A 23,314-nucleotide genomic window follows, 5' to 3' on the forward strand; every position below is an offset into this window, starting at 1 on the left:
CGGGTGAAAACTACCGTTCGCGACGCCCCGCGCACCGAGCGATACAGCGGGCCGCCGTGGCGCTGCGGTCAGTCGCCGAAGGGGCCGCCGCCACCGCCGAGACCACCCATGCCGCCGCCACCGCCTTGCTGCATCTGCTTCATCATCCGCTCCATGTCGCCGTCGCCGACGCCCTGGAACTGCTTGAGCATCTGTTCCATCTGCTTGTGTTGCTGGAGCAGTTCGCGGACCCGCTCCTCGGGTTTCCCCGACCCCCGGGCGATGCGTTCGGTGCGGGACTGGCCGACCACGCGGGGGTTCTCCAGTTCCTCGTCGGTCATCGAGTCCATGATGACCTCGAAGTCGACCATCCGCTCCTGGGTGACGTCCATCGCGTCGTCGGGCAGCTGGTCCATCAGGCCGCCGCCCATGCCGGGAATCATGTCGAGTACCTGGTCGAGCGGGCCCATCTTGTTCATCGTCTGCATCTGCTTTCGCATGTCGTGCAGGGTGAACGGGCCGTCCATCATGTCCTCGGGGTCCCAGTCCTCGTCTTCCTCTTGGGTCTCGGTCATCGCGCGCTCGACCCGTTCGGTGAGTTGCTTCAGGTCGCCCATCCCCAGCAGACGGGAGATGAACCCCGAGGGCTCGAAGCGCTCGATGTCCTTGACCGTCTCCCCCGACCCGAGGAAGGCGATGGTCGAGTCCGTCTCGTTGACCGCGGCCAGCGCGCCCCCACCTTTCGCCGTCCCGTCGAGCTTGGTGATGATGACGCCGTCGATGCCGATGGCCGACTCGAAGTCGGCGGCCTGGCTCTTGGCGCTCTGGCCCATCGCGGCGTCGAGCACCAGCAGGTTCCGGTCCGGGTTCACCTCGGCCTCGATGCGCTCTATCTGCTGGATGAGCTCCTCGTTGAGCCCGTCGCGACCGGCGGTGTCGACGATGCGGACGTCGGCCTCCTCGGTCGCCTCCAGGCCCTCACGGGCAATCTTCACGGGGTCGTCGGCGTCAGGGTCGCCGTAGAAGTCGACCTCGGCGTTCTCGGCCATCTGCTTGGCCTGGTCGTAGGCGCCGGGCCGGTCCGTGTCGGTCTGGATGATAGCGGGGTGGAGCCCCTTCGTCGAGAACCACCACGCCATCTTCGCGGCCGTCGTGGTCTTCCCCGACCCGTAGAGGCCGGCGAGCATGATGGTCTGCTCCTCCAGCGGCAGGTCCGTCGACTCCCCGACCAGGTCGACCAGCTCCTCGTAGACGATACGGAGGACCCAGTCGCGCGGCGAGGTACCGGCCGGCGGGTCCTCGTCCAACGCGCGTGATTTGATGCTCTTCGACAGGTCCTGTACGAGCGAGACGTCGACGTCGGCCTGGAGCAAGGAGCGCTGAATCTCCCGGACGACGTCCTCGACGTCCTCCTCGGAGATGCGGGACTTCCCCCGGAGATTGTCGAGCGTCCCGCGGAGCGAACTCCCGAGATCGTCGAGTACCATTTGCCAGTCGGTACGCGGCCGCGGCGGTAAAGGCTTGTCGTCGGCGCCAGTAGTAGTGTTTAGTTTAGCGGTGGTTGACCTAGAGAGCCAGAAAGCCCCGGCCTGCTACACTCGGGGGACTCGCTGCGCGCTTCCTTCGCTCACGGTGTTCGCTCAGTCCAGTGCTTGCGTCGTCCGCCGTCGTGTAGCAGGCCGCCCCTTTCAATCCCACCCAAAGCAGGGAAACCAGCCAGCCTAGGCGGGACTGAAAGGGGCCGCGTTCTCAGCGAACCCCGGCGAAGCAAGCACCTACTGGAGCGCAGCGAGCCGCGGGAGCTGAGAACGCGGGGGCTTTCTGGCTGTTCACTCTCAAGATTCCGTAACTAAACACGACCGCGCCAGCCGATGCCGAAAGCGACATACCCGCCTGCCGTCTGGCTGGCGTATGAGCGTTCTCGGGCAGCTCACGTACATGCTGGCGCTGCTCGCCGTCGGGGTCGGCGCGCGTCGCGTGGGCGTCCTCGACGAACGCTGGACCGGTCGCCTGACTGCGGCCGCCTTCTACGTCGCGCTCCCGGCGCTCATCTTCTCCTCGACGTACGACCAGCGGCTGGGCGACCTCGTCTCGCCGGCACTCGTCGCCGGCTACTGGGTCGTCATCGGCCTGACGGTGCTCCTCGGGTGGGTGGTCCACAGCCGCAAGGAGACCGACGCTCGACGGAGCGTCGCCATCATTCAGTCGTACCACGGCAACCTCGGGTTCCTGGGACTCCCAGTGGTCGCTGCGACGCTGGGCGGAGAGGCGACCGCGGTCGCGAGTCTCATCCTCGGCCTCGGGACGCTGACCCACATCCCCATCACCGTCCTGACGCTGGTCCGTGCCAACGGCGCGGCGGCCTCGGTCGTCGGCGAACTTCGGAGCGTCGCTCGCAACCCCATCCTGGCGTCGCTCGGCGCCGGCATCCTCGCGTCGGTGCTCTCGCTGAGCGTTCCAGCCGTCGTCGATACCGCGCTCAATGGCCTCTCGACGCTCGCGCTCCCGCTCGCGCTCCTGAGCATCGGCGCGACGCTCGACACCGGCGTCGAGCTGTCGCGACTGCGGGACGCCTCCAGCGTCGTCGCGCTGAAGGTGGTCTGGATGCCGGCCGTCGCGTGGCTCGTCTTCTCGGCGCTCGGCGTCGGCCCCACGGCGCTCGGCGCGAGCGTCCTGATGCTCGGGGCGCCGACGGCCGTCTCGACGTACGTCTACGCGACCGAGCTCGGCGGCGACGCGGCGTTCGCCTCGCTGAACGTCTTCGCCACGACGCTGGTCTCCCTGGGGACGCTCTCGGCGCTGGCGGTGCTGTTCGGCTAGCCCCACGCTTTTCTCCCCGGCCGGCCCCACACCGGTATGGCCTACCACCACATCGACCCCGAGGCCCTCCCCGAGACGCCGGACTACCCGTGTGACCGCCGTGGCATCTCGGACGCCGCCGGACTCGCCGCCCTCCACGCCGCGACCTACGAGATGGCCCCCGGCGAGCAACTGCCCCGAACGTACCACTACCACGACGTGCGCGAGGAGCTGTTCTACGTGCTCTCGGGGACGCTCCACGTCGAGACGCCCGACGAGGCGTTCGTCGTCCCCGCCGGCGAGGTGTTCGTCGCGGAACCGGAGAGCCCGCACTTGGCACACAATCCAGCGGATGCCGACGGCCCGACGACGGTTCTCGGCGTCGGCGCGCCGAAGACAGACATCGCTCACCCCTACGAGCCCGAGGCGTGACCCTCACCAGCCAGTGGACTGATGTGAGACGGCCCGGAAGCAGCGGACATGCCCTCCGACACAGACGGTGAGGCGGTGTACCGCTCGCTCCGCCGGTGGCTCCGCGTCATCGCGTTCGCGCTCGGTATCGGCCTCGTCGCGGTCGCTGACATCGGAAACGTCGTCACGAACTACCAGGACAACCTCCTGTTCGCAGTGACCGGCGTCGCCGGTGGCGTGGTCGCACTCACGGCGGCGGTGACGCTCCTCCTCGACCTGCTGCCGGAGTCGTCCGCACCGGGAGCCGAGGACGCCTCACGCCCCTCCGGTGACGACACCTGACGAGCGGAGTAGCACGTTTTTTCTCCCCACCGGTCGCACGACTCGCCATGACGAGGAAACACGAGGTCTACCAGGCACTCATCGACAGCGGCGTCACCGCGGTCCTCCGGGGCATCCCCGAAGACCAGATGGTCGACGTGGCCAGCGCCGTCCACGAGGGCGGGGTCACCGCACTGGAGCTCACCGCCGACGCAAAGCGCTGCTCCGAGATGATCGCGGCCGTCGATAGAGAACTGGAGGACACGGACGCCGTCATCGGCGCGGGCACCGTGATGGACGCCGCCGCCGCGCGCAACGTCATCGAGGCCGGCGCGGAGTTCGTCCTCGCGCCGAACCTCAACACCGGGGTCGTCGACGTCTGCAACCGCGAGGGCGTCGTCTGCGTCCCCGGCGTGATGACGCCGACGGAGGCCGCCGAGGCGATGGAGGCCGGCGCTGATATCCTGAAGATGTTCCCCGCGAAGACGGTGGGCCCGAGCCATATCGGCGCGCTACAGGGGCCGCTGGGTGACATCCCCATCATGCCGACCGGCGGCGTCTCGGTGGACAACGTCGCGGACTACTTCGAGGCCGGTGCCGTCGCGGTCGGGGCGGGTTCGGCGCTCGTCGACTACGAGGCCATCGAGAACGACGACATGGACGGCGTGCGCGAGAGCGCCGCCGAGTTCGTCGAAGCAGTGGAAGCGGCTCGCGAGTAGTTGGCGGCGCCGAGCGGTCAGTCGAACAGGCTGTCGACGATTGCCTCGGGGTCGAACGCCGCGAGGTCGTCGTAGTCCTGTCCGGTCCCCAGGAAGAGAATCGGCTTCCCGGTGACGTGGGCCACCGAGATGGCCGCGCCGCCCTGCGGGTCGGCGTCGGCCTTCGTCAAGACGGCCCCGTCGATGGCGGCCGCGTCGTTGAACTCGCGGGCGCGGTTGACCGCGTCCTGTCCGGCGACGGCCTCGTCGACGAACAGGGTCATGTCGGGGTCGATGTTGCGGTCGATCTTCTCCAGCTGGTCCATCAGTCCGTCGTTGGTGTGGAGCCGGCCGGCCGTATCGCCCAGCACCACGTCGACGTCGTTGGCTTTCGCGTACTCGACGGCGTCGTATATCACGGCCGTCGGGTCCGACCCCTGCTCGTGGGAGATGAGCTTCTTCTCGAGGTTGTCGGCGTGCTTCTGGAGCTGCTCGTTCGCGCCGGCGCGGAAGGTGTCGCCGTTGGCGAGCACTGTCGAGAGCCCGCGGTCCTCGAAGTACTGGGCCAGTTTGGCGATGGTCGTCGTCTTCCCGACGCCGTTGACGCCGGTGAAGACGATGACGACGGGCTTGTCGGCCTCGGCGACCCGCTCGTCGAAGTCGAACTGACCGACGCTGATGACGTCGTACAGCGCCTCGCGCAGCGCGTCCCGGACGAGGTTGCCCGTACTGGAGAGTCGGCGGCGGGTCTGGCCGGTGAGGTTCTCCTTGACGCCCTCGAGGATCTCCTGGGCGACGCCCATCTCGACGTCGCTCGACAGCAAGGCGAGCTCCAGGTCGTCGAGATGTTTCTGGAGGTCCTCTTCCTCGATGACCGTCTTCCCGGTGGCCATGATCTTGGCCTTCTGGGTGAGACTCCGGCCGCCCGACTCGTCCGTATCCGCCGCCTCGTCGGCGTCGCTAGCCGCGTCGGTGTCGGCCGTCGTTTCGGCGACGGGCGCGTCGTCGGCCGCCGTGCCGGGAGCGGTCGTCTCGGCGTCCTCGGCGACGCCCTCCGAATCAGTTGGTTCTTCGTCCTCAGCAGGCGTCTCCGACGCTTCCTCGACGGCGTCCTCGTCGACGTCGTCCTCGACGTCCTTGGTGAACCCGCTGAGTTTGTCTTTCAGTCCGTCGAACATCGGCGCTGGCTTACTCGTCGCCCTGCTGCTCTTCCTGCTGTTGCATCATCTGCTGCATCTGCTGCTGTTGCATCTGCTGGGCCTGCTGTTCGAGCTCCTCCATCTCGGTCTCGACTTCGGCCTTCTCGGACTGCAGGTCGCTGATGTGGTCGTCGAGCGTCTCCCGTTTCGTCTCGAGCGTGCTGATGGCGCCGTCCTGCTCGCGCTCGGCGGAGTAGCCGCCACCCAGCGAGACGACGACCTCGTCGATGTCCTCGATGGTCGCACGGATGTAGGCGTCGCCGCCGACCGGGACCTGGACCGTCGAGCCGGACTCGAGCGTCTCGATGGCCTCGACGGCCTCGTCGATGTCGGACTGCTTCTGTCGGAGGTTCTCGATCTCGTTGTCGATGGCCTCGACTTCCTGCTCCATCTGCTCGATCTCCTGTGCGACCTGCTGCATCTGGCCGCCGCCACCGCCGCCACCGCCGCCCATCATGCTGCCACCTCGTCGATCTCGATCTGTGTGCGCTTGAGGTTGTGCTGGGAGCCAAGCAGGCTGAAGATGCGCTCCTCGGCGACGTTCTCGTTGGGCGCGTCGACCTCCGTCTCGAACTCCTGGGGCCCGTCGCGGGCCGGGAATCGTCCGCGAACAGTGTACGTGCTCATACCCACCGGTGGGTGCACGATAGGGAAGTATCTTCCCCTTCCGCTGCTCTCGACGGGCGATTCGTCCCGGTCCGCTGTAGTGTCGGTGAGGTTTATCAGGAGGCGGTACGTCATCGAGTCACACAGCCGTGTCATCGGACGCCGTCCCCGACGTGTTCGACTGGGACGCCCTCTGGGCGGTCGAGCGGCGGCTCTCCGAGTCCCACGCGGTCCTCTGGACCGTCGTCATCTGCGCGTCGGTGTTCGACGTGGTGACGACCATCGTGGGACTGGCACGGGGACTCGAGGAGGGTAACGAGGTCGCCCGTGCGTTCATCGTGACCTACGGGACGCCTGGTATCGGCCTGCTGAAGTTCAGCGCGCTCGTGCTCGTCGTGGTGCTGTGGGCCGTCCTCCCCGACCGGTATGCGACGGTGGTGCTGGCGACGTTCGCGTGGGTCACGCTGCTCGTGGTGGCGCTGAACGCCGTGACGCTGGCGACGTTCTGACCCCCGGCGCGAACGTTTTGCCCCCGTCGGTCGTAGGGCGAGTATGAGCCCGGCCACCCACCGCTGTGTCTGTGGCGCGACGCTCCGGTTCAGACAGGACCTCACCAAGGAGTCGAACGGCACGTCCAGGACCTGGAAGTGCACCGACTGCGGGACGCCGGTCCCCGGGGTCGTCGGCGAGCGACTCAGCCACCAGCACCCGTCCTGACCGCTCTCAGTCGGCCCGTGGGAGTTCGACGGCGAAGACCGCGCCCGTCGGGTCGTTGTCCTCGACCCACACCGAACCGCCGTACTGCTCGACGAGCGTCCGGACCAGGTAGAGCCCGATGCCGGTCCCCACGCTCTCGAGGCCCCGCTCGCCCTTGGCGAAGATGTCTTCCTTCCGGTCGTCGGGGATGCCCGGCCCGTCGTCGGCGACGCGAATCACGACGGCGTCCGGGCCGGTCGTCGACGTGACGGTGACCGACGGGGTCGCCCCACGGTTGTGCTGGACGGCGTTCTTCAGGAGGTTGCGGAACACGGACGACAGCATCTCCGTCGCCTGGACGGTCACCCCGTCGAGGTCCGTCTCGTCGGTGACGACGGCCTGCTGATGGGTGGCCCGGAGGTCGTCCAGCTCGCCCCGGAGCGTCTGCTGGACGGCGACGGGGACGGTGTCGGCCGTCCGCCGGAGCATCAGTTCGGCGGCCTCACCCGCCGTCTTGGTGAGGTCCACGGCCTCCTCGGCGTTCTCGAGAATCATCTCGACGTGGTCGCGGTGCGCCTCGTCGACGACCTCGGCCAGCATGTCCGCGTGGGCGAGCACCTGCTGGAGGTCGTTCCGGATATCGTGGCGCATCACCTGGTTGAGCAGGGAGAGGTTGTCCCGCTGCTCCTCGAGCTGCTGTTCGTACCGGACCGATTCGGAGACGTCGGTGTAGTGCTCGATGCGACCGCCGGCGTACTCGCCGTCCTCGATGGGCGAACTCCAGTGCTGCAGCCAGCGTTCCTCACGGCCGTCACCCGGCAGAACGTGGCACTGGAACGACTCGACGTACTGGTTGTCCTCGTAGCTGGCGATGACCGTCCCGGCGAAGCGGTCGGGGTCTTCGAAGATGTGTTTGATGTCGGAGTGGATCTTCTCGGCCTTGTCGGCACCGACGAGGTCCTCGCGGCTGACGCCGAAGAACCGCTCGACGGCCTCGCTCAGCCAGACCACGCGGAACTCCTCGTCGAGGACGAACGTCCCCACACTGGAGGTGTCGAGCGCGCGGGTCATCGAGCGGTACCGCGCCTCGCTCTCGGCGAGTCGCCGCTCGAACTCCATGCGCTCGGAGACGTCCTGGCAGTACGCGATGTACCGACCGTCGTCGAGCGCCGTCGCGTCGAGGACGACGTCGACGGAGTGACCGTCCCGGTGTCGCAGTTGCGCCTCGGTGCGCACCGAGCCGTGCGCCTTGAGCTCCTCGAACGCCGTCAGCTCCGGTTCTGCGCCGTCCGCCACGGCCAGCTCGCCGATAGACAGCGAGCGAAGCTCGTCCGGCGTGTACCCCAGCATCTCGCAGGCGGCGTCGTTCACGTGGACGTACGCGCCGGTTTCGTCGGTCACGAACACCCCGACCGGCATCTCGTCGACGAGTTTGCCGAACCTCTGCGCGTCGTCCGTGGCCGTCATGGCCGGGGGTTCGAGAACAGGGGATATAGGTGTGCAGGTGTGTCAATCGCCCTACTGCTCAGGGATAGCGAGGAGCGGGCGGCCATGCTAGATGTAGCCCAGCGCCGCGTCGATACGACCCAGCTCCGGGCCGGAGGTGTCGGACCCACAGACGTAGCCGAAGTCGTTGGCGACGAGGCCCGAGCCGACGAGCGGGCCGCCGTAGTTGACGGTGCCGATGTCGGCCGGGACGCCCAGCACGTCTTCGAGCGCGTCGAGCTCGCCGTCGGTGGCCTTCGGGTGGCAGAGGACGCCGTTGTTGGTGGCGACGGCGGCGGTGCCGACGGTGGTGACGCCGCCGAGGACGCCCTGTTCGACCTCGACGTCGAGGCCGTCGCGGATGGTCTGAACCGCCTCACGTGAGAGGTCCGGGTGGACGTACGCGCCGGTGTCGTTACAGCAGACGACGTTGCCGGCCGCGTTGATGCGCCCGGGGAGTCGCGTCACCGGGACGTCGACGACGTCCTGGATGCGCTCGACCTCGCGCTCGCGGACGCGAGAGGTGACCAGCAGGCCGTTCCCGTTGCCCGTCGCCAGCGCGCCGACGGTGCCCGATTGGCCGATGGTCGTCTGGACGACCGGGACCTCGAGTTCCTCGGCGAGGTCCTCGCACAGCGACTCGTCTAGGTCGGGGCGGACCAGCACGCAGTCATCGGTCGCTCGGGCGAAGACGCCGACGTACGACGACCCGGAGAAAGCCGCGCGGAGCAACGTTACTCTGCCGTCTCGGCTTCGACGGTGGCCTCGCCGTCCTCTTCGAAGCGGGCCGCTCGGACGCGGAGCTTGCTCGGCACGCTCGCTCGGCCGCGTGCCCAGGTGGCCTCGTTGATCGAGGCGTCGATGCGGACGGCACTCTCGTCGACCGAGAAGTGCTTCGCGAGGTGGGCGCGGATGAGCCGCATCGCCTTGTCGGCGCGCTTGTGCTTCGGTTCGGCTCTGACGTCACGGAGCGGAATCGTGATGACGCGCTCCTCGAAATCACTCGCGCTCATTATTCGTCAGTGTCGCTGCGCCGCCAGTGGCGTCGCTTGGGGTTGCGCTGCACCTCGCGGTCCGTCTTGAGCATGACCCAGGCCGGGACGCGACTGTTCTGGTTCTCCAGTTTCGCCAGTCGCTTCTTCTTGGCTTTCGACTTCTTACTCATGGTATCCTGTCCCTTTCGCACCGTGACTTAAATTCCTTCCTTTTCGGGGGCGGGTCGGAGGCTCGGCCCCCACAGCCCCGCTATCAGGGCCTGTAATCTCGGACGTTGAGTGACGTTCGATACTGTGGCAGTACGAGTCGATGTACCGCCGGTCGGTGTTACGGACGATGAGAGCAGGGCTGGCAGCCGTCGGGAGCGGGTGTCTCGGCGGGGGCGAAGTCGTCGTGAGCGTCACATGGGACGTCCACGTCGAACCGGAGTGGGCCTGGATGGAGCGGGCCATCCCGGACGTCTCCGACCCGGGCGGGGCCATCCAGTACATCGTCCGGTCGGAGACACCGTTCGGCGTCTACTTCTTCACCGACGAGTCGGGTTCGCCCAGTACGGGGCGCACGTACAGGGCCGAGAGCCACAGGACACGCCGCCGGCGAACTCCGAATACAGCCGGACGGCGCTCTCCGGGCGGAAGACGGCCTCTACGAGGCGGCGACCAGGGACGGTGGCGCTCGCGAACCGCTCGACGCCGTCGAGCTGTACTACTTCGCCGTCGATCACTCGAACTACCGGCTGGAGACGCGCGTCGAGGCGTTCGACGAGGCCCTGACGGCGTTCGTCGACCTCACCGTCATCCAGGAGAAACGCCCCTTCTAGACGAACGCCAGGGGCACCATCGCGACGACGCCCACCGTCGCCCCGGCGGTCAGTTCACGCCAGCCGCCGCTCGGCAGGTCGGCGCCGTACTCCAGGGCCTCGGGGACGAACTCGGTGAGCACGAGGTACACCATCGCGCCGGCGGCGAAGCCGAAGCCGAAGGGGAGGAACTCCCTGGCAAGCGTCACGAAGTAGTACGCGATGACCGCGCCCAGCGGTTGCGGGAGCGAGGAGAAGACGGCCCACCAGACCATCCGCCACTCGCTGACCCCCAGCGAGCGAAGCGGGATGGCGATAGCCGTTCCTTCGGGAATGTTGTGGATGGAGATGGCGACAGTCATGAACACCGCGAGCAGGGGCACCGTCGCCCCGACGATAGTGAGCGTCGTGTCGGGCGACGTCGTCTCGAGACCGAGTTCCGCGAAGGAGACGCCGACGGCCACGCCCTCCGGGAAGCTGTGGATGGTCAGCACGCCGAGGATGAGCAGGAGCTTCTTGAAGTCCGCCTGCTCGTACTTCTTGGGCCCGTGGTCGACGCCGTCGATGAGTCGGTGGCCCACCACGACAAGCAGGACACCGGCGAGAACCCCGGGGACGAGGAGGACCGACGACCCGTAGGCCAGCCCCTCGCGCACGAGGCCGAACAGCGACGCGGCGACCATGATTCCCGAGGCGAGCCCCCACAGCAGGACGTTCCACCGGTCGGAGAACTCGTCGACCAGGAAGAACGGGATGGCCCCCAAGCCCGTCGCCAGCGCGGTCAACAGCCCGGCGACGAAGACGAAGGCGACGTTCTCGAAGGCGACCATGGCCGGGGTTAAGATACTGGAGGACATAAGAATTGTCACATTCCCGACTGTTTTTGGCGGCCCTAAACGACGCTCCGAGAGTCATTAAACACCTTATACAATCCAGTCCTGTTACCCCAACTAGACGAAAACGTTTATGCATCGAAATCTGGTTTTTCACCATATGTCGAGTGCAAAAGCGCCACAATCCACCGAAACGTACATAATCGACTCGTCTGGGGACCCGGATGTCAAACTGACCCTCATCGACAACACGACCGGGGAGATCCACCACGTCGTCGACTTCGCGGACGAATTGCTCCGCGAGAAACTCCAGTCCCGTGGGCCCGGGAGCGTCGTGCGGGCTGACGTGGCCCCCGTCGACGAGGACGGCGAGGAGTGGCAGGTCACCCGCCTGCGCCCCGGTGCGCCGCCGAGTCCGGGCCTCGGACTCGGGCGCTAGAGCGGAATCGCAGCGAGCGTCCGATACTCCGGCCCTGCGTCGGTGCGGACGCTCTCGGTCAGGCGCAGTTCCTCGACGGCCAGTCGGCCGACGTCCGGGTCCTCGTTGCGGACGGTGTTCTGCACCAGTTCTTTCCCGCCTGCGTGGTCCATCCGGGCGATGGTGGCGTGAGGCGTGAACTCGTGGTTCTCCGGGTCGAAGCCCATCGCGACCGTCCGACTCTCGACGGCCTCGTGGAGCGCCGTCAGTTCGGCGTCACCGTGACCCTCGCGGACGCCGACCCAGACGACGCTGATGTACTCGAGCGAGGGGAAGACGCCGAGGCCGCCGAAGCGGGCCTCGAACGGCCCGACGCCGCTGTCGGCCACGGCGTCTTCGAGTTCGGCCACGAGGTCGTCGACCCGGGCCGGGTCGGTGTCGCCGAGGAACTTCACCGTGACGTGCGTCTGTTCGGGGTCGGTCAGGCGGAGGCCACTCGCGTCCGCGAAGCGGTCCTGGACACCCGCGACGGCGTCTTCGAGGCCGTCGAGGTCGACGCTGACGAACAGTCGCTTGCTCATGCGAACCAGTACGTGAGCCTGGCACTTCGTCGTGGGTGGTGATGCCCCAGCCTTTACTCTGGTGGCGGCCCACCGGCCGATATGGACGACGTTGCTCGCCTCCGCCGTACCGTCCGACGCTGTACCGCCGTGGTCGTGACCGCGCTCGGACTGGTGCTTGCCGCCCTCGCCGGGTCGACGATGTCGCCGGTCGGCGCTGCGCTCTCCGTCGGCGCGCTGCTGTATCTCGCCGCCAGCTTCGTCTTCGTCCCCGAGTGGGCGGCCGACTCGGACGGCGACGACGCCGCGGCGGACCACTGAGCCCGTGACGTAGCCCTTAACCCCGCTGGCCGACAACCGGTTCGTATGACCGACAACGACCCCGACGACCACAAGTTCTCCGAGGGCCAGGGCTTTGGCGACCCCTACGAGGGGTTCGACCTGGAGCCACCGGAGTTCGAGGTCGACACGGACAAGGTCGACCCGGTCGATTCGCGGGTCCTCACCGACCTGCTCGACCGGCGCAACGTCCCGTCCGACGAGGTCGACGCCGACCAGCTGCTGGAGGTCGGCCTGGAGTACATGCAGATCAACCGCCATGAACAGGCCGCCGAGACCTTCGAGCGCGTCGCGCGCTACACCGACGAGGAGCGCCTCGAACAGGAGGCCTGGACCAACAAGGGCGTCGCCCACGCCGAACTGGAGGAGTGGGACGCCGCCATCGGCGCGTTCCAGGAGGCGCTCTCGACGGACGAGCGGTCCGACCACGCGGCGACGGCCGAGACGAACCTCGCGTACGCCCTGTGGGAGTCCGGTCGCTCCGAGCAGGCGCTCGAACACGCCGAGCGCGCCGTCGAAATCGACCCGCGCTTCGGTCAGGCCTGGTACAACCGGGGCTTCTTCCTGCTCGAGCGCGGCCTCGCGGAGGACGCCGTCGAGGCCTTCGACAACGCCATCCGACTGGGCTTCCGGAACGCCGAAATCTTAGAGGAGAAGGCCCGTGCCCTGGAGGAACTGGGCGAGTACGACAAGGCCGAGGAGCTGGCCGACGAGGTCGACGAGATGCGCCAGAACGCCGAAGAACAACTGCTTGAATGATTCTCAACGAACGGGAGACCAACGAGGGCCTGCTCGTCTCCGTCTGTGACCCGGACGTCATGGGCGAGACGTTCGAGGACGGGCCCGTGTCGCTGACCGTCGACGAGTCGTTCTACGGCGGCGACGAGGTCGACGAGCAGACCGTCGTCGACAGCCTCGCGCGCTGTGCCGTCGCCAACATCGTCGGCGAGGAGGCCGTCGACGTCGCCGTCGAGCACGGCTTCGTCGACGAGGAGAACGTGCTGGACGTGGCCGGGACCCGCCACGCCCAGCTGCTCTGGCTCTGAGTTCGGGTACCCGGTTCCGACCGTCGCCGTGTGGTTCTCGTTCGAGACGGTCGATGGAGGGATGGCGCGAACCACCGGGGCGTAGCCTACCGATACTTATCCACCTCCCGCCCCCAGGTGGGCGTATGTACTCGCGCGACCACGCATTCCTCTCGGTCGTCGTCGGCGTCCTCGGGAGCCTCGCGTTCTCGGTCCCGGTCCCCTGGTGGGCGGCGGTGGGATACGCCGTCGTCGTCGGCGTGGCCATCGACGTCGACCACTTCGTCGTGGCCCGACTCACGACGGGTGAGTGGACCGCAGCGAAGCGCTGCCTCCGGAACCCGCGACTCGTCTTCGTCGCCCAGGACGAGATCTTCGACGCCGGTGATCTCTATCCGCTCCAGCGCCTGTTGAGCCACCACGTCATCGGCGGCGCCCTGGTCGGCGGGCTCTGGCTCGTCAGCGAGCCGCTCGCCCTGTTCACCGCGCTGGTGCTGTACGCCCACGTCCTCTCGGACCTGGTCTGGGACAACAGCCTGCTGGAGCAGTACCACCGCGAGGCCGCCGAACAGGTCACGGCGGACGACGCGACACGGTAGCCCGGTCCGTCATCGAGTGGACGAACCGAAGGAAAGTTGCCCGTCCGGCCCCACTGTTGAGCCAATGGGACACTCCGAATCCGAACTGCTCGACGTCGAGCGCATCAGGGAGGACTTCCCCATCCTCCAGCGGGAGTTCGGCGGCCACCAGGTCGTCTACCTCGACAACGCGGCCACGAGCCAGACGCCCGAGCCGGTCGTCGAGACCATCGCGGACTACTACCGGACCACCAACGCCAACGTCCATCGCGGCCTCCACCAGCTGAGCCAGGAGGCCTCCATCGCCTACGAGGACGCCCACGACCGCGTCGCCGAGTTCATCGGGGCGTCGGGCGAACGCGAGGAGATAATCTTCACGAAGAACACCACCGAGAGCGAGAACCTCGTCGCCTACGCCTGGGGGCTCAACGAACTCGGGCCCGATGACGAGGTCGTGCTCACCGAGATGGAACACCACGCCTCGCTCGTGACCTGGCAGCAGATCGCAAAGCGCACCGGCGCGACGTGCAGGTACATCCGCATCGACGACGACGGGACGCTCGACATGGACCACGCCCGCGAGATAATCACGGACGACACGGCGATGGTCAGCGCCGTCCACGTCTCGAACACGCTGGGGACAATCAACCCGGTCTCGGAACTCGCCGACATCGCGCACGACCACGACGCCTACATGTTCGTCGACGCCGCGCAGTCGGTCCCGACCCGCCCGGTCGACGTCGAGGCCATCGACGCCGACTTCCTCGCCTTCTCGGGCCACAAGATGATGGGGCCGACCGGCATCGGCGTCCTCTACGGCAAGAAGCACATCTTAGAGGAGATGGAGCCGTACCTCTACGGCGGCGAGATGATCAAGAAGGTCACCTACGAGGACGCCACCTGGAACGACCTCCCCTGGAAGTTCGAGGCCGGGACGCCGCCCATCTGTCAGGGCATCGCGCTCGCTGAAGCGTGTGACTACCTGGACGACATCGGGATGGAGCGGGTCCAGCGCCACGAGAACGAGCTGGCCCAGTACGCCCTCGAACAGCTCGAAGCGACGGGCGACGTCGAGACGTACGGCCCGCCGGCCGGCACCGAACGGGGCGGCCTCGTCGCGTTCAACCTCGAATCCGTCCACGCCCACGACCTCTCCTCTATCCTGAACGACTCGGCGGTCGCCATCCGGGCCGGCGACCACTGCACCCAGCCGCTGCACGACAAACTCGGGGTCGCTGCCTCCGCCCGAGCGTCGTTCTACGTCTACAACACCCGCGAGGAGATAGACAAGCTCGTCGCGGCCATCGACGACGCGAGACAGCTGTTCGCGTAAGCGAGTCTCGCCAGGCGCGACAGTTGTTCGCCTGACGACCGCGAGCCTCTGCACACAAAACGCGTGCGAAGCGCTGCCTCGGAACGCTTTTCCGAGCCACGACCGTACGGTAGAGCAATTATGGGTATCGGCGGCTCAGACATGTACAGGCAGCAGATTCTCGACCACTACAAGAACCCGCGCAACTACGGCGAACTCGAGAACGCGACGTTCACCCACGTGGGCGAGAATCCGATGTGTGGCGACGAGATTACGATGGACGTCGTGCTCGACGACGACGAGGAGACCATCGAGCAGGTCGCCTTCCGGGGCGACGGCTGTGCCATCTCCCAGGCGTCGGCCTCGATGCTGACCCAGCAGCTCCAGGGAATGTCCGTCGACGACCTCGCGGCGATGGACCGCGACGACGTCGTCGACATGCTCGGCGTCGACATCTCGCCGATGCGAATCAAGTGTGCCGTGCTGGCCGAGAAGGTCGCCCAGGACGGCGCGGACATCTACTTCGGCGAGAAAGACCTCGACCGGACGAGCACCGAAGACGACGAGTAACCCCTGAGACCTGATTGTTCGGAGCCTCGGATGACCAACGACTGGGACGCCAACGACTACGACGACGGCCACAGCTTCGTCCACGAGTACGGCCGCGACGTGCTGGACGTGCTGGACCCACAGCCCGACGAGCGCGTCCTCGACCTGGGCTGTGGCACCGGCCACCTGACCGCCGACATCGCCGAGACAGGGGCGTCAGTCGTCGGTATCGACGCCTCGTCGGAGATGGTCGAACAGGCCCGCCGCACCTATCCGGACCTCACTATCGAACGGGCGGACGCTCGCGATTACGTGCCCGACGAACCGTTCGACGCCGTGTTCTCGAACGCGGCGTTACACTGGATTCCCGACGCCGACCAGGACGCGGTGCTGGCGACGGTGGCCGAATCGCTGACCGGGGGCGGGCGGTTCGTCGCCGAGCTCGGCGGCCGCGGGAACGTCGCGGCCATCAGCGACGCGCTCGGTGCCGAATGCCGCGAGCGCGGCTACGCGGTTCCCGACCCCTGGTACTTCCCGAGCGTCGGCGAGTACGCGTCGCGAATCGAGGCACAGGGGCTCGAAGTCGGGTTCGCGCGACTGTTCGACCGGCCGACCGAGCTGGGCGACGGCGAGGCGGGCCTGCGCAACTGGGTCGAGATGTTCGGCGACGCGTTCTTCGCGTCCGTACCACCCGAGACGAAGGCGGAGATGCTGGACGGCGTCGAGCGACGCGTCGCTGACCGGCTCTGGGACGGGGAGACTGGGACGTGGACCGTCGACTACCGCCGACTGCGGGTCGTCGCCCATCGGCGCTGACGACGACCACCGGGGCGGCCGGGTGGCCCGAGTGGGTGGACGCCTCGTAACAGGGGGGCTACCGGTGAAGCGACCGACCACAGGGGCGTGTCGTGACCGGGACCGAGCCGCGACGAGGAGGTACGACTACCGCTTCAGCAGCCCCGTTCGGGTCGGCGTGATGTCGAAGCGGGCGCCGCCCTGTGCGCTCTCGCGGACGGCGATGGTCCAGTTGTGTGCCTCGACGATACGGTCGACGATAGCCAGGCCGATGCCGGTCCCGTCGTCGGCGTGTGTCGTCCCGTACTCGAAGACCGCCTCGCGTTCGTCCTCGGGGATGCCCGGCCCGTCGTCGGCGACGTAGATACCGTCCTGGAACTCGCCGACTGAGACCGTGACCGCCTCGCCGCCGTGTTCGATGGCGTTCCGAAAGAGGTTCTCGAGCGCCTGGGTGAGGCGGTCCCGGTCGGCGGCGACCGACAGGTCCGTCTCGACTCGCAGCGTCGCCGCGCGCGTGTCCAGTCGGTCCCACGCGTCCCGGCTGCACGCTTCGAGGGCGACCGGCCGTTTCTCGTCGATGCTCTCGCCCTCCCTGGCGAGGCGAAGGAGGTCGTCGATCATCGTCTCCATCCGGTCGACCGCGTCGGCAGCGTCCTCGAGGTGCGAGAGGTCGCCCGTCTCGCGAGCGAGCGTGAGTCGTCCGTCGATTATCTGTAACGGGTTCCGGAGGTCGTGACTGACGATACCCGTAAACTCCTCGAGGCGCTCGTTCTGGGATTCGAGCGCGTGCGCTCGCTGCTTGCGCTCGGTCACGTCCCGCAGTACCACCACGGCCCCGCGGACGATGCCGTACCGGTCGGTGATGTCGGTCGTCCGGACGTCGTACGTGACCGAACGCAGCGTCTCCCCGTCGCGGCGGGTCGTGGTCACCTCGGGGTGGGCCACAGTCGTCCCGGAGCTCTCGGTGACGATTGCTTCGTCGAGCCTGTCGATTGCGGCCGACCAGACCATCGAGTCGTCGCTCGCGACCGCGGACAGCGTCGGCTGCTTCACGTCCGGCACGTAGCGGGCTGCGGCCTCGTTCCAGTCGACGAGGTTCCCGTCCAGGTCGATGACGAAGACCGGGTCGCCCATCTCTTCGAGGAGGACGTTGGTCGCCATCGGCGCGACGTCGAGGAAGTCGTAGTGGTACAGCGCGGCCCCGGCACCGACGGCCTGCACGAAGAAGAACATCGGCGTCAGGTCGAGTCTGGGGTGGGGCGTCAGGCCGGCCAGGAAGGCGACGTTCGCCAGGGCCACCAGCAGCGTCACCCCGAAGATGATGCCCGTCTGCTTCCGGTAGAGGTTTCGCGTCCGGACGAAGAACCGACCGAGGAGGACGAACGACGCGAACAACAGCGCGTAGATGAACAGTACCTGGGCGACGACGAGCGGACCGAGGTCGATAAAGGGGACGCGGATGGCGCCGTACTGGTCGACGCCGACCCCTGAGTAGGCCACGTCGAACGGATTGATGGCGTAGACGGCGGCGTAGAGGACGGCCTCGCCGACGAACAGTGGCGCCACCACGTCGGGAATCCACGCACTGTCACCGGTGTACTTGACGACGAAGCGGAACCAGAACACCGCAGCGAGCGTCGCGACCAGTGCCACCGGCGCGCTCCACAGCAACGCCAGCGCGTCCGTCGGGCTGACCATCTCCAGGAAAGCCAACAGAGCCCACGTCCCGTCGGCGACCATGAGCACCGCGAACCGGTTCGAGACGGGGTGGCTCGTCCGCTGCCACGAGTACCACGCGAACCCGTAGCTCGCGAGGGCAGCGCCCCCGACAAGCACTGCGAGGAGGACACTCACGAACACGGCCGGCTCCATCAACTCCCCGTACTGATAGCACCGATAATACTGTTGGGTACCGGTTATCACCTGAGAAAACAGAACGCGACACGCGTTGGAGCGGGTGCGTCGGCCGCAGCTAGCCGGCCTCGGAACAACCGCACGCCCGGAAACGGAATCACAGCCCTGGAAAGTCTCTCACAGAGAGAGTATCAGCCGTGAAAACGCCCGTAGCGGCGCGGTGTGGGTGACCAGTCTGACCGGTCACGTGTGAAACGGCGCTTCAGGCCAGGAAGACGTGGCGCGGCCGGTCAGCCAGTACGTCACGCCCCCAATCGACGGTGTCGGAGAAGGCATCGGAGCGGAAGAACGCCATCGCGTCCTCCTTCGAGTCCCACTGACTGGCGATGAACATGTCGTTCTCGTCGGCCCGATTTGCCAGCAGCGCCGTCTCGCGGTGGCCGTCCATGTCGTCGAGCAGGCCGCCGACGGTCGCGAACTTCTCGACGAAGTCCTCGCGGTGCTCGGGCTTGACCGTGTAGAACATCCCCATCGTCCCGAAGCCGTCGCCCTCGCCGTGGCGGCCCTCGACGTCCGGGAGGTCCGTCAGGTAGCCGCTCGCGGTCTGGGCGGCGTCCTCGGTGTCCCACAGCGAGGCGACGGCTACGGTGTCGGCGTCGGGCCCCTCGTACACCGTCGTCCGGACGTGCGTGTCGTAGCGGTCGAACGCGCTCCGCAGGTCGTCGACCTCGGCGTCGAGCGTCTCGGGGTCGGCCGTCGAGTAGACCACGAGCGCGTAGACGTCCTCGCCGTGGGGCTGGCCGGCGTAGACGCCCTCGGCCTCGAGCTGTTCGCGGATGGACTGCGAGGAAGCGGCGGCCGCCTGCTCCTGGTCCGCGCTATCGTCGGCCTCGCCCAGCGGCCCGCCGAACTGCTCGGTGACGCCGTCGAGGTCACTGAGGAACCCGGCCGCGGTCTCGGCCGCTTCCTCGGCCGTCCAGATGCTGACGACGTACGTCTGGCCGCTCTGTGCGCGGACCATGGTGTCGACGTGGCGGTCGTAGTGGTCGAAGCTCGACTCGAGGTCCTCGACGTCGTCGACGAGGTCCTCGGCGTCCGTCTCGGAGTGGAAGACGAGCGCGAAGTCGCCGGCGTCGTAGTCCTCCCCTTCCATCAGGCCGAGTCGACCCACGCGCTGGACGGCGTCGTCGACCCGCTCGAAGTCGCCCGAGACGTCGGGACGGCCGCCGCCCGAGTCCGAATCGTCGTCTGTCGGATGGTCGGCGTCGCCCCCCTCGCCGTGTGGGTGGTCGCCCTCACCCGCGCTGCCAGGGTGCGCGCCACCGTGCGTGTCCGCGTCGCCGCCAGCGTGTCCGGCCTGGGTCGCCGTCGCGTCGGGCTGCCCGGGCGCCTCGTCGTGGGCGTGCTCACTGACTGCGTCCGGACGGTCGTGGGCCTCCTCGGTCGGGACGCGCTGGCCGGCCAGCACGGCCGGCAGGTCCGTCGGCGCGAACTTCCGGCCGACGTAGAACGGCCCGAACTCGGCGAACTTCGAGGTCGAGGGGTCGAATCGCATCTCGGTCAGCAGCTCCTTGATGCTGGTCATGTCGTCGCTCCACAGCGTGATGCCCCACTCCCAGTCGTCGAAGGCGATGGAGCCACAGATCATCTGGTTCACGTCGCTGCCGTAGCCCCGTCCGATGTCGCCGTGGCGCTTGATGTGGGCCGCCCGCTCCTCGAAAGCGGTGTCGTACCAGTTCTGGTCGGGCTGGCGGCGCTTGCTCATCGGGTAGAAACAGACGAACTCCTCGTCCGGGACGTCGGGGTGCAGCCGGGCCTGGATGTACTGCGCCAGTCCCGAATCGTCGTCGATCTCGCCCTCGAAGTACTCCCGGGACTTCTCCGTGTAGCCCGACGCCTCGGTGACCGAGACGTAGGAGAACTCCTGTTCGGTGAACGCAGCGAACTCCGTCTGTTCGAAGTGGCGCTCGGCGGCGTCCAGGTCGCTCATCGTCGGCCGCAGGTGGAGGATCATGATGTCCGCCTTGTGGCCCAGGACGGTGTAGACGGCCGTCTGGCCCTCGTCGGCGTCCTCGACGGCCTCGTAGGCCGAGAGGAAGTCGATGCCCTCGGAGAGCGCGCGGTCACGGACCCGCGAGGGGGCCTCCCGCCAGGCGTCCCAGTCGATACTCCGGCAGTCGTGCAGCACGTACCACCCCTCCTCCGTGGCCGGGGGCTTGCGTTGTTCCATGTGCCGGGGTTACGGGCGAACGGTAAGGAACCTTCTCATATTCTCGCCCGCCGGGAACCGGCCTACGCCTCGTCGAGACCGAAGACGGACCGGAGTTCCCCCTCGATGGCCTCGACGTACCGTTCGAGAACCGCCTCGGCTTTCTCGTCGTCGACGACGACCGCCGTCAGCCGGTCCAGCGGGGCTTCGGGGAGTTCGATACGGAACTCGCCGTCGTCGTAGAAGGGCTCGGACTCGTTGAGAATCTGCTGGTCGATGGCGTGGACGAGCTCCGAGTCGTAGGTGTCGTTCATCCGCTCGAAGGCCTGCTTGTACGCCCTCTGCAGCTCCGGGAAGTAGTTCGCGTACTTGTCTTCGAACTTCTCGGGGTCGAAGTCGGTCATCGGCCGGGGGAAGGGCGGCCGGGAATAAAGATGGCCCGACTCCGCCCTACGGCTTGACCGCGCGGGCGTCCTTCTGTGGGAGGTAGACGACCAGATAGGTGACGAACGCGGCCCCGAAGATGCCGCCGACGAGCAGATAGACGCGGACGTCGAGGTTCAGGAGGACGGCGACCAGTTCCGAGATGGTCGCTCGCGGGTCGACAAACCCGAACGTCTCCGTGTACGCGAGGAGACCGGCGAGGACGACCAGCAGCAGGTCGAACGTGTCCCGGGAGTCCATTGCCGGGAGGTCGGTTATCAGACGGGATAACTCTTGTTGCCACTCCACGGACACCCCGGCCCGCGTTCGTCGGGCCTCAACCGCCCAGTTGGTCAGCGGTGATATCGTCGGCGGCCGCGACGAAGGCGTCCTCCTGGCCCTCGGGGATGGTCGCACCGGCGGCGATGTCGTGGCCGCCGCCGTCGCCACCGACCGACTGGGACGCCTCGCGCATCACGACCGAGAGGTCGACGCCCCGGCCCACGAGGGGGCCAGTCGCTCGCGAGGATACCTTCGTCTCGCCCTCGCCGGTGCTGGCAAAGGCGAGGATGGGTTTGTCGGCGTCGACGCCGTCCGTGCCGAGGGCCATCCCCGCGACGATGCCGACGATGGTCTCGCGGATCTCGTCGCCGGCGTCGAACCACTGGACCGACCCGGCCTGGGTGACGCCCTGCCGTTTCACGAGGTCGAGCCCCTCCGAGAGGTTGCGTCGGTGGTTCGCGAGCAGGGTCCGGGCGCGTTCGAGCGGGCCCTCGCGGTCGCCGAGACAGACCGCGAGGCCGACGTCGGCCCGTTCGTAACGAGCGGTCGCGTTCAACAGCGTCGAGAACTCGCTGGCGTCACGGAGTTCGGTGCCCGGGGGTTCGGCCGTCAACGTGTAGGTGGTGCCGACGAGCGTGTCGATCTTGCTGGCCGGGACGCCACGCGTTACCGCTCGCTTGACCAGCGCGCTGGCGATGGTCTGGCGCTCGTCGTCCGAAAGGTCAGCCCAGGTGCGCCACTCGCCGTCGCGTTTCAGGTCCAAGCCCAGATCGTTCAGGAACCGCGTCGCGCCAGCCTGGTCGTTAGAGATGCCGGGAATCGGGACCTCTGTGGCGTACTCCAGCAGTTTCGGGAGCGGGCGGGTCTGCTTGCCATAGAGCGAGAGGTCGGTGCCCTCTTCCAGCACATCGGCCTCGATGCCCTCCGCGACGATGCCGGCGTTCGCGCCGACGAGTTCGCCGCCGACCGCTTGCATGTCGCCCACAGCGCCGACCACCGCGAGGGCCGCCAGATCGCGGTTGTCCGTCGCGGTGTCGTCGTCACCGGCTCGATCGAGGGCGCGCGCGAGGACGTAGGCCGCGCCCGCCCCGGAGAGCTCCGACGCGCCGTTGATGCCCTCGAGCAGCGGGTTGAGGTGCCAGGCGAAGTCGGCGTAGCCGTCGGTCGCGGTCACGACGTCGGGGTGACACTCCTCGGGGGCCGAGGGCTGGTGGTGGTCGGCGACGAGCGCCTCGAAGTCGCCCGCTGCGACGTGGTCGGAGATAACGTCGAGTTGCCCCGACCCGAAGTCCGTAAAGAGGACGGTGTCGTGCTCGCGGGCGGCGATGCTCTCGATCTCGGTCGCGTCGAGTTGCTTCTTGAACACGGTCTCGACGGGGATGCCGGCCCGTTCGAGCGCCGACGTCGCGACGGCCGCGCTGGTCAGGCCGTCGGCGTCGATGTGAGAGGCCAGCAGGACGCGGTCGGCGGCCTGCAACCGGTCTGCGCAGGCGTCGGCGCGGGCGGCGAGTTCGGAGACGGGACCGGCGGAACTCATTGTGCCAGGGTAGGTGCGCCCTCCGATAAAAGGCTTCAGTCGCCTACGCCACGCGACGCTCGCGGGTGAACGTCACGACCCGGTTGTCGTACTCGACGGTGGTCTGGATGGTTATCCAGCCATCGGCCCTCTCGACGGCCAAGGCATCGCCGAGCGAGAGGCTGACCTGCTGTGTCGTGGTGTAGGTGCCACCGGCGTCGAGGTCACCGACCCACTCGTACCCATCCCAGACCGCGGTCCCCCCGGTCCCCCGCCCGGCGTAGATGGTGGCCGTGACACCGATGTCGGTGGCTGAGGTCTGCTGCTCGTTCCGGAGCGTCGAGGTGACGTCCCGACAGGTCCGGCCACAGTCGCGTATCTCGTCTATCTTGAGTGCGAACGGTGGCGGCCCCGGTGTCGGCGTCGCCGCCCGCGGACCGTCGGCCGTCGACGAGTTCGTCGGGGCCCTGTCAGGGCCCAGCAGCCCGATTCCGAAGACGGCCACGCCGGCGACACCCACGAGGACCACTGCGACCGCCATCCATCGCCGTCTGTCCCTCACGGCAAGTTCCTCGGTGGTTGACGACGAGACGGGGCCAGACAGGCCGGGTTGGACATCGGTCCGGATACCA

At 67.6% G+C, this 23,314-nt stretch carries 31 protein-coding genes; 14 read left to right on the top strand and 17 right to left on the bottom strand.

The features are described from left to right. Positions 1-68 precede the first annotated feature (68 nt). Positions 69-1,466 (bottom strand): signal recognition particle protein Srp54, encoded by a 1,398-nt coding sequence (locus tag P1L41_RS01730; RefSeq protein WP_276297160.1) that lies wholly within the window; start codon positions 1,464-1,466, stop codon positions 69-71. 424 nt (positions 1,467-1,890) lie between these two features. Between P1L41_RS01730 and P1L41_RS01735 the strand changes: the two genes are divergently transcribed. Genes P1L41_RS01735 through P1L41_RS01750 form a run of 4 tightly spaced genes read left to right on the top strand, consistent with a single transcriptional unit; the run spans position 1,891 to position 4,229 of the window. Beyond that, positions 1,891-2,799, top strand: coding sequence for an AEC family transporter (locus P1L41_RS01735; RefSeq protein ID WP_276297161.1), 909 nt, complete (start codon positions 1,891-1,893; stop codon positions 2,797-2,799). A 36-nt stretch (positions 2,800-2,835) separates the two neighbouring features. Then, entirely contained in the window at positions 2,836-3,210 is a 375-nt protein-coding gene (locus P1L41_RS01740; RefSeq protein WP_276297162.1) for a cupin domain-containing protein, read from the top strand. A 48-nt stretch (positions 3,211-3,258) separates the two neighbouring features. Next, the gene (locus P1L41_RS01745) at positions 3,259-3,531 is read left to right on the top strand and encodes a hypothetical protein (protein ID WP_276297163.1); all 273 of its coding nucleotides are present in this window, start codon (positions 3,259-3,261) and stop codon (positions 3,529-3,531) included. Between the two features lie 47 nt (positions 3,532-3,578). After that, positions 3,579-4,229, top strand: a complete 651-nt coding sequence (locus P1L41_RS01750) for a bifunctional 4-hydroxy-2-oxoglutarate aldolase/2-dehydro-3-deoxy-phosphogluconate aldolase (protein WP_276297164.1) — start codon at positions 3,579-3,581, stop codon at positions 4,227-4,229. Between the two features lie 17 nt (positions 4,230-4,246). Here the strand turns inward: P1L41_RS01750 and ftsY are convergent, their stop codons facing one another. Genes ftsY through rpl18a form a run of 3 tightly spaced genes read right to left on the bottom strand, consistent with a single transcriptional unit; the run spans position 4,247 to position 6,034 of the window. Further along, positions 4,247-5,386 carry a signal recognition particle-docking protein FtsY gene (gene ftsY, locus P1L41_RS01755; RefSeq protein WP_276297165.1) on the bottom strand — a complete coding sequence of 380 codons (1,140 nt, stop codon included), beginning with the start codon at positions 5,384-5,386 and terminating at the stop codon, positions 4,247-4,249. Between the two features lie 10 nt (positions 5,387-5,396). After that, the gene (gene pfdA / locus P1L41_RS01760; protein ID WP_276297166.1) at positions 5,397-5,864 is read right to left on the bottom strand and encodes a prefoldin subunit alpha; all 468 of its coding nucleotides are present in this window, start codon (positions 5,862-5,864) and stop codon (positions 5,397-5,399) included. Then, positions 5,861-6,034, bottom strand: a complete 174-nt coding sequence (gene rpl18a, locus P1L41_RS01765; protein ID WP_276275502.1) for a 50S ribosomal protein L18Ae — start codon at positions 6,032-6,034, stop codon at positions 5,861-5,863. Before rpl18a ends, pfdA begins: the two co-directional genes overlap by 4 nt. 128 nt (positions 6,035-6,162) lie before the next feature. Between rpl18a and P1L41_RS01770 the strand changes: the two genes are divergently transcribed. Together P1L41_RS01770 and P1L41_RS01775 are read left to right on the top strand one after the other, a co-directional pair. Further along, positions 6,163-6,522, top strand: coding sequence for a DUF5658 family protein (locus tag P1L41_RS01770; RefSeq protein ID WP_276297167.1), 360 nt, complete (start codon positions 6,163-6,165; stop codon positions 6,520-6,522). Positions 6,523-6,565: 43 nt separating this feature from the next. Then, positions 6,566-6,730 carry a hypothetical protein gene (locus P1L41_RS01775; RefSeq protein ID WP_276297168.1) on the top strand — a complete coding sequence of 55 codons (165 nt, stop codon included), beginning with the start codon at positions 6,566-6,568 and terminating at the stop codon, positions 6,728-6,730. 6 nt (positions 6,731-6,736) lie between these two features. Here P1L41_RS01775 and P1L41_RS01780 read toward each other — a convergent pair whose 3' ends face one another. From P1L41_RS01780 to P1L41_RS01805, 6 genes are all read right to left on the bottom strand, one after another. Continuing rightward, on the bottom strand, positions 6,737-8,176 hold the full coding sequence (locus tag P1L41_RS01780) for a PAS domain-containing sensor histidine kinase (RefSeq protein WP_276297169.1): 1,440 nt from the start codon (positions 8,174-8,176) through the stop codon (positions 6,737-6,739). Between the two features lie 87 nt (positions 8,177-8,263). Further along, positions 8,264-8,926, bottom strand: a complete 663-nt coding sequence (locus tag P1L41_RS01785; RefSeq protein ID WP_276297170.1) for a translation initiation factor IF-6 — start codon at positions 8,924-8,926, stop codon at positions 8,264-8,266. A 2-nt stretch (positions 8,927-8,928) separates the two neighbouring features. Beyond that, positions 8,929-9,207 (bottom strand): 50S ribosomal protein L31e, encoded by a 279-nt coding sequence (locus P1L41_RS01790; protein ID WP_276297171.1) that lies wholly within the window; start codon positions 9,205-9,207, stop codon positions 8,929-8,931. Continuing rightward, on the bottom strand, positions 9,207-9,359 hold the full coding sequence (locus P1L41_RS01795) for a 50S ribosomal protein L39e (protein ID WP_276275507.1): 153 nt from the start codon (positions 9,357-9,359) through the stop codon (positions 9,207-9,209). The genes P1L41_RS01790 and P1L41_RS01795 overlap by 1 nt, the downstream gene beginning before the upstream one ends. A gap of 357 nt (positions 9,360-9,716) precedes the next feature. Further along, positions 9,717-9,914, bottom strand: coding sequence for a hypothetical protein (locus P1L41_RS01800; protein ID WP_276297172.1), 198 nt, complete (start codon positions 9,912-9,914; stop codon positions 9,717-9,719). 92 nt (positions 9,915-10,006) lie between these two features. Beyond that, the gene (locus tag P1L41_RS01805; protein WP_276297173.1) at positions 10,007-10,819 is read right to left on the bottom strand and encodes a ZIP family metal transporter; all 813 of its coding nucleotides are present in this window, start codon (positions 10,817-10,819) and stop codon (positions 10,007-10,009) included. Positions 10,820-10,982: 163 nt separating this feature from the next. Here P1L41_RS01805 and P1L41_RS01810 point away from each other — a divergent pair, with 163 nt between their 5' ends. Continuing rightward, positions 10,983-11,261 (top strand): DUF7999 family protein, encoded by a 279-nt coding sequence (locus P1L41_RS01810; protein ID WP_276297174.1) that lies wholly within the window; start codon positions 10,983-10,985, stop codon positions 11,259-11,261. Here P1L41_RS01810 and thpR read toward each other — a convergent pair. Beyond that, a complete protein-coding gene (thpR, locus tag P1L41_RS01815; protein WP_276297175.1) occupies positions 11,258-11,821 on the bottom strand; it encodes an RNA 2',3'-cyclic phosphodiesterase in 564 nt (187 codons plus the stop codon). The two genes, P1L41_RS01810 and thpR, sit on opposite strands and share 4 nt — an antisense overlap. A gap of 81 nt (positions 11,822-11,902) precedes the next feature. Between thpR and P1L41_RS01820 the strand changes: the two genes are divergently transcribed. From P1L41_RS01820 to P1L41_RS01850, 7 genes are all read left to right on the top strand, one after another. Beyond that, a complete protein-coding gene (locus tag P1L41_RS01820) occupies positions 11,903-12,121 on the top strand; it encodes a hypothetical protein (RefSeq protein ID WP_276297176.1) in 219 nt (72 codons plus the stop codon). Positions 12,122-12,166: 45 nt separating this feature from the next. Beyond that, a complete protein-coding gene (locus tag P1L41_RS01825) occupies positions 12,167-12,898 on the top strand; it encodes a tetratricopeptide repeat protein (protein ID WP_276297177.1) in 732 nt (243 codons plus the stop codon). After that, entirely contained in the window at positions 12,895-13,185 is a 291-nt protein-coding gene (locus P1L41_RS01830; RefSeq protein WP_276297178.1) for a DUF424 domain-containing protein, read from the top strand. The genes P1L41_RS01825 and P1L41_RS01830 overlap by 4 nt, the downstream gene beginning before the upstream one ends. A 125-nt stretch (positions 13,186-13,310) precedes the next feature. Continuing rightward, on the top strand, positions 13,311-13,763 hold the full coding sequence (locus P1L41_RS01835) for a hypothetical protein (protein WP_276297179.1): 453 nt from the start codon (positions 13,311-13,313) through the stop codon (positions 13,761-13,763). Between the two features lie 64 nt (positions 13,764-13,827). Then, the gene (locus tag P1L41_RS01840) at positions 13,828-15,075 is read left to right on the top strand and encodes an aminotransferase class V-fold PLP-dependent enzyme (protein ID WP_276297180.1); all 1,248 of its coding nucleotides are present in this window, start codon (positions 13,828-13,830) and stop codon (positions 15,073-15,075) included. Between the two features lie 120 nt (positions 15,076-15,195). Continuing rightward, positions 15,196-15,624 carry a Fe-S cluster assembly sulfur transfer protein SufU gene (gene sufU / locus P1L41_RS01845; protein ID WP_276297181.1) on the top strand — a complete coding sequence of 143 codons (429 nt, stop codon included), beginning with the start codon at positions 15,196-15,198 and terminating at the stop codon, positions 15,622-15,624. 30 nt (positions 15,625-15,654) lie between these two features. Next, on the top strand, positions 15,655-16,419 hold the full coding sequence (locus P1L41_RS01850) for a methyltransferase domain-containing protein (RefSeq protein WP_276297182.1): 765 nt from the start codon (positions 15,655-15,657) through the stop codon (positions 16,417-16,419). Between the two features lie 126 nt (positions 16,420-16,545). Here the strand turns inward: P1L41_RS01850 and P1L41_RS01855 are convergent, their stop codons facing one another. The 6 genes from P1L41_RS01855 to P1L41_RS01880 all read right to left on the bottom strand — a co-directional run bounded on the left by P1L41_RS01855 (position 16,546) and on the right by P1L41_RS01880 (position 23,223). Then, complete coding sequence (locus P1L41_RS01855; RefSeq protein WP_276297183.1) at positions 16,546-18,270, bottom strand: sensor histidine kinase; 1,725 nt, start codon at positions 18,268-18,270, stop codon at positions 16,546-16,548. 244 nt (positions 18,271-18,514) lie between these two features. Further along, the gene (locus P1L41_RS01860) at positions 18,515-20,482 is read right to left on the bottom strand and encodes a heme-binding protein (RefSeq protein WP_276297184.1); all 1,968 of its coding nucleotides are present in this window, start codon (positions 20,480-20,482) and stop codon (positions 18,515-18,517) included. A 62-nt stretch (positions 20,483-20,544) separates the two neighbouring features. Further along, positions 20,545-20,865 (bottom strand): DUF5783 family protein, encoded by a 321-nt coding sequence (locus P1L41_RS01865; RefSeq protein WP_276297185.1) that lies wholly within the window; start codon positions 20,863-20,865, stop codon positions 20,545-20,547. A 46-nt stretch (positions 20,866-20,911) separates the two neighbouring features. Beyond that, entirely contained in the window at positions 20,912-21,145 is a 234-nt protein-coding gene (locus P1L41_RS01870) for a hypothetical protein (protein ID WP_276297186.1), read from the bottom strand. 76 nt (positions 21,146-21,221) lie between these two features. Next, positions 21,222-22,703 carry a RecJ family nuclease gene (locus P1L41_RS01875; protein WP_276297187.1) on the bottom strand — a complete coding sequence of 494 codons (1,482 nt, stop codon included), beginning with the start codon at positions 22,701-22,703 and terminating at the stop codon, positions 21,222-21,224. 43 nt (positions 22,704-22,746) lie between these two features. Beyond that, on the bottom strand, positions 22,747-23,223 hold the full coding sequence (locus P1L41_RS01880; RefSeq protein ID WP_276297188.1) for a hypothetical protein: 477 nt from the start codon (positions 23,221-23,223) through the stop codon (positions 22,747-22,749). Positions 23,224-23,314: the final 91 nt, after the last annotated feature.

This window comes from Haloarcula ordinaria, assembly GCF_029338275.1.
In the GTDB taxonomy this organism is placed as follows: domain Archaea; phylum Halobacteriota; class Halobacteria; order Halobacteriales; family Haloarculaceae; genus Haloarcula; species Haloarcula ordinaria.

Coding starts and splice junctions, on each gene's coding strand:
- ftsY (WP_276297165.1), bottom strand. CDS start 5,386: ATGTTCGACGGACTGAAAGACAAACTCAGCGGGTTCACCAAGGACGTC.
- P1L41_RS01875 (WP_276297187.1), bottom strand. CDS start 22,703: ATGAGTTCCGCCGGTCCCGTCTCCGAACTCGCCGCCCGCGCCGACGCC.
- P1L41_RS01740 (WP_276297162.1), top strand. CDS start 2,836: ATGGCCTACCACCACATCGACCCCGAGGCCCTCCCCGAGACGCCGGAC.
- P1L41_RS01830 (WP_276297178.1), top strand. CDS start 12,895: ATGATTCTCAACGAACGGGAGACCAACGAGGGCCTGCTCGTCTCCGTC.
- P1L41_RS01730 (WP_276297160.1), bottom strand. CDS start 1,466: ATGGTACTCGACGATCTCGGGAGTTCGCTCCGCGGGACGCTCGACAAT.
- P1L41_RS01745 (WP_276297163.1), top strand. CDS start 3,259: ATGCCCTCCGACACAGACGGTGAGGCGGTGTACCGCTCGCTCCGCCGG.
- pfdA (WP_276297166.1), bottom strand. CDS start 5,864: ATGATGGGCGGCGGTGGCGGCGGTGGCGGCGGCCAGATGCAGCAGGTC.
- P1L41_RS01835 (WP_276297179.1), top strand. CDS start 13,311: ATGTACTCGCGCGACCACGCATTCCTCTCGGTCGTCGTCGGCGTCCTC.
- P1L41_RS01855 (WP_276297183.1), bottom strand. CDS start 18,270: ATGGAGCCGGCCGTGTTCGTGAGTGTCCTCCTCGCAGTGCTTGTCGGG.
- P1L41_RS01790 (WP_276297171.1), bottom strand. CDS start 9,207: ATGAGCGCGAGTGATTTCGAGGAGCGCGTCATCACGATTCCGCTCCGT.
- P1L41_RS01825 (WP_276297177.1), top strand. CDS start 12,167: ATGACCGACAACGACCCCGACGACCACAAGTTCTCCGAGGGCCAGGGC.
- P1L41_RS01820 (WP_276297176.1), top strand. CDS start 11,903: ATGGACGACGTTGCTCGCCTCCGCCGTACCGTCCGACGCTGTACCGCC.
- rpl18a (WP_276275502.1), bottom strand. CDS start 6,034: ATGAGCACGTACACTGTTCGCGGACGATTCCCGGCCCGCGACGGGCCC.
- thpR (WP_276297175.1), bottom strand. CDS start 11,821: ATGAGCAAGCGACTGTTCGTCAGCGTCGACCTCGACGGCCTCGAAGAC.
- P1L41_RS01860 (WP_276297184.1), bottom strand. CDS start 20,482: ATGGAACAACGCAAGCCCCCGGCCACGGAGGAGGGGTGGTACGTGCTG.
- P1L41_RS01840 (WP_276297180.1), top strand. CDS start 13,828: ATGGGACACTCCGAATCCGAACTGCTCGACGTCGAGCGCATCAGGGAG.
- P1L41_RS01750 (WP_276297164.1), top strand. CDS start 3,579: ATGACGAGGAAACACGAGGTCTACCAGGCACTCATCGACAGCGGCGTC.
- sufU (WP_276297181.1), top strand. CDS start 15,196: ATGGGTATCGGCGGCTCAGACATGTACAGGCAGCAGATTCTCGACCAC.
- P1L41_RS01775 (WP_276297168.1), top strand. CDS start 6,566: ATGAGCCCGGCCACCCACCGCTGTGTCTGTGGCGCGACGCTCCGGTTC.
- P1L41_RS01780 (WP_276297169.1), bottom strand. CDS start 8,176: ATGACGGCCACGGACGACGCGCAGAGGTTCGGCAAACTCGTCGACGAG.
- P1L41_RS01810 (WP_276297174.1), top strand. CDS start 10,983: ATGTCGAGTGCAAAAGCGCCACAATCCACCGAAACGTACATAATCGAC.
- P1L41_RS01795 (WP_276275507.1), bottom strand. CDS start 9,359: ATGAGTAAGAAGTCGAAAGCCAAGAAGAAGCGACTGGCGAAACTGGAG.
- P1L41_RS01870 (WP_276297186.1), bottom strand. CDS start 21,145: ATGGACTCCCGGGACACGTTCGACCTGCTGCTGGTCGTCCTCGCCGGT.
- P1L41_RS01850 (WP_276297182.1), top strand. CDS start 15,655: ATGACCAACGACTGGGACGCCAACGACTACGACGACGGCCACAGCTTC.
- P1L41_RS01880 (WP_276297188.1), bottom strand. CDS start 23,223: ATGGCGGTCGCAGTGGTCCTCGTGGGTGTCGCCGGCGTGGCCGTCTTC.
- P1L41_RS01805 (WP_276297173.1), bottom strand. CDS start 10,819: ATGGTCGCCTTCGAGAACGTCGCCTTCGTCTTCGTCGCCGGGCTGTTG.
- P1L41_RS01865 (WP_276297185.1), bottom strand. CDS start 20,865: ATGACCGACTTCGACCCCGAGAAGTTCGAAGACAAGTACGCGAACTAC.
- P1L41_RS01735 (WP_276297161.1), top strand. CDS start 1,891: ATGAGCGTTCTCGGGCAGCTCACGTACATGCTGGCGCTGCTCGCCGTC.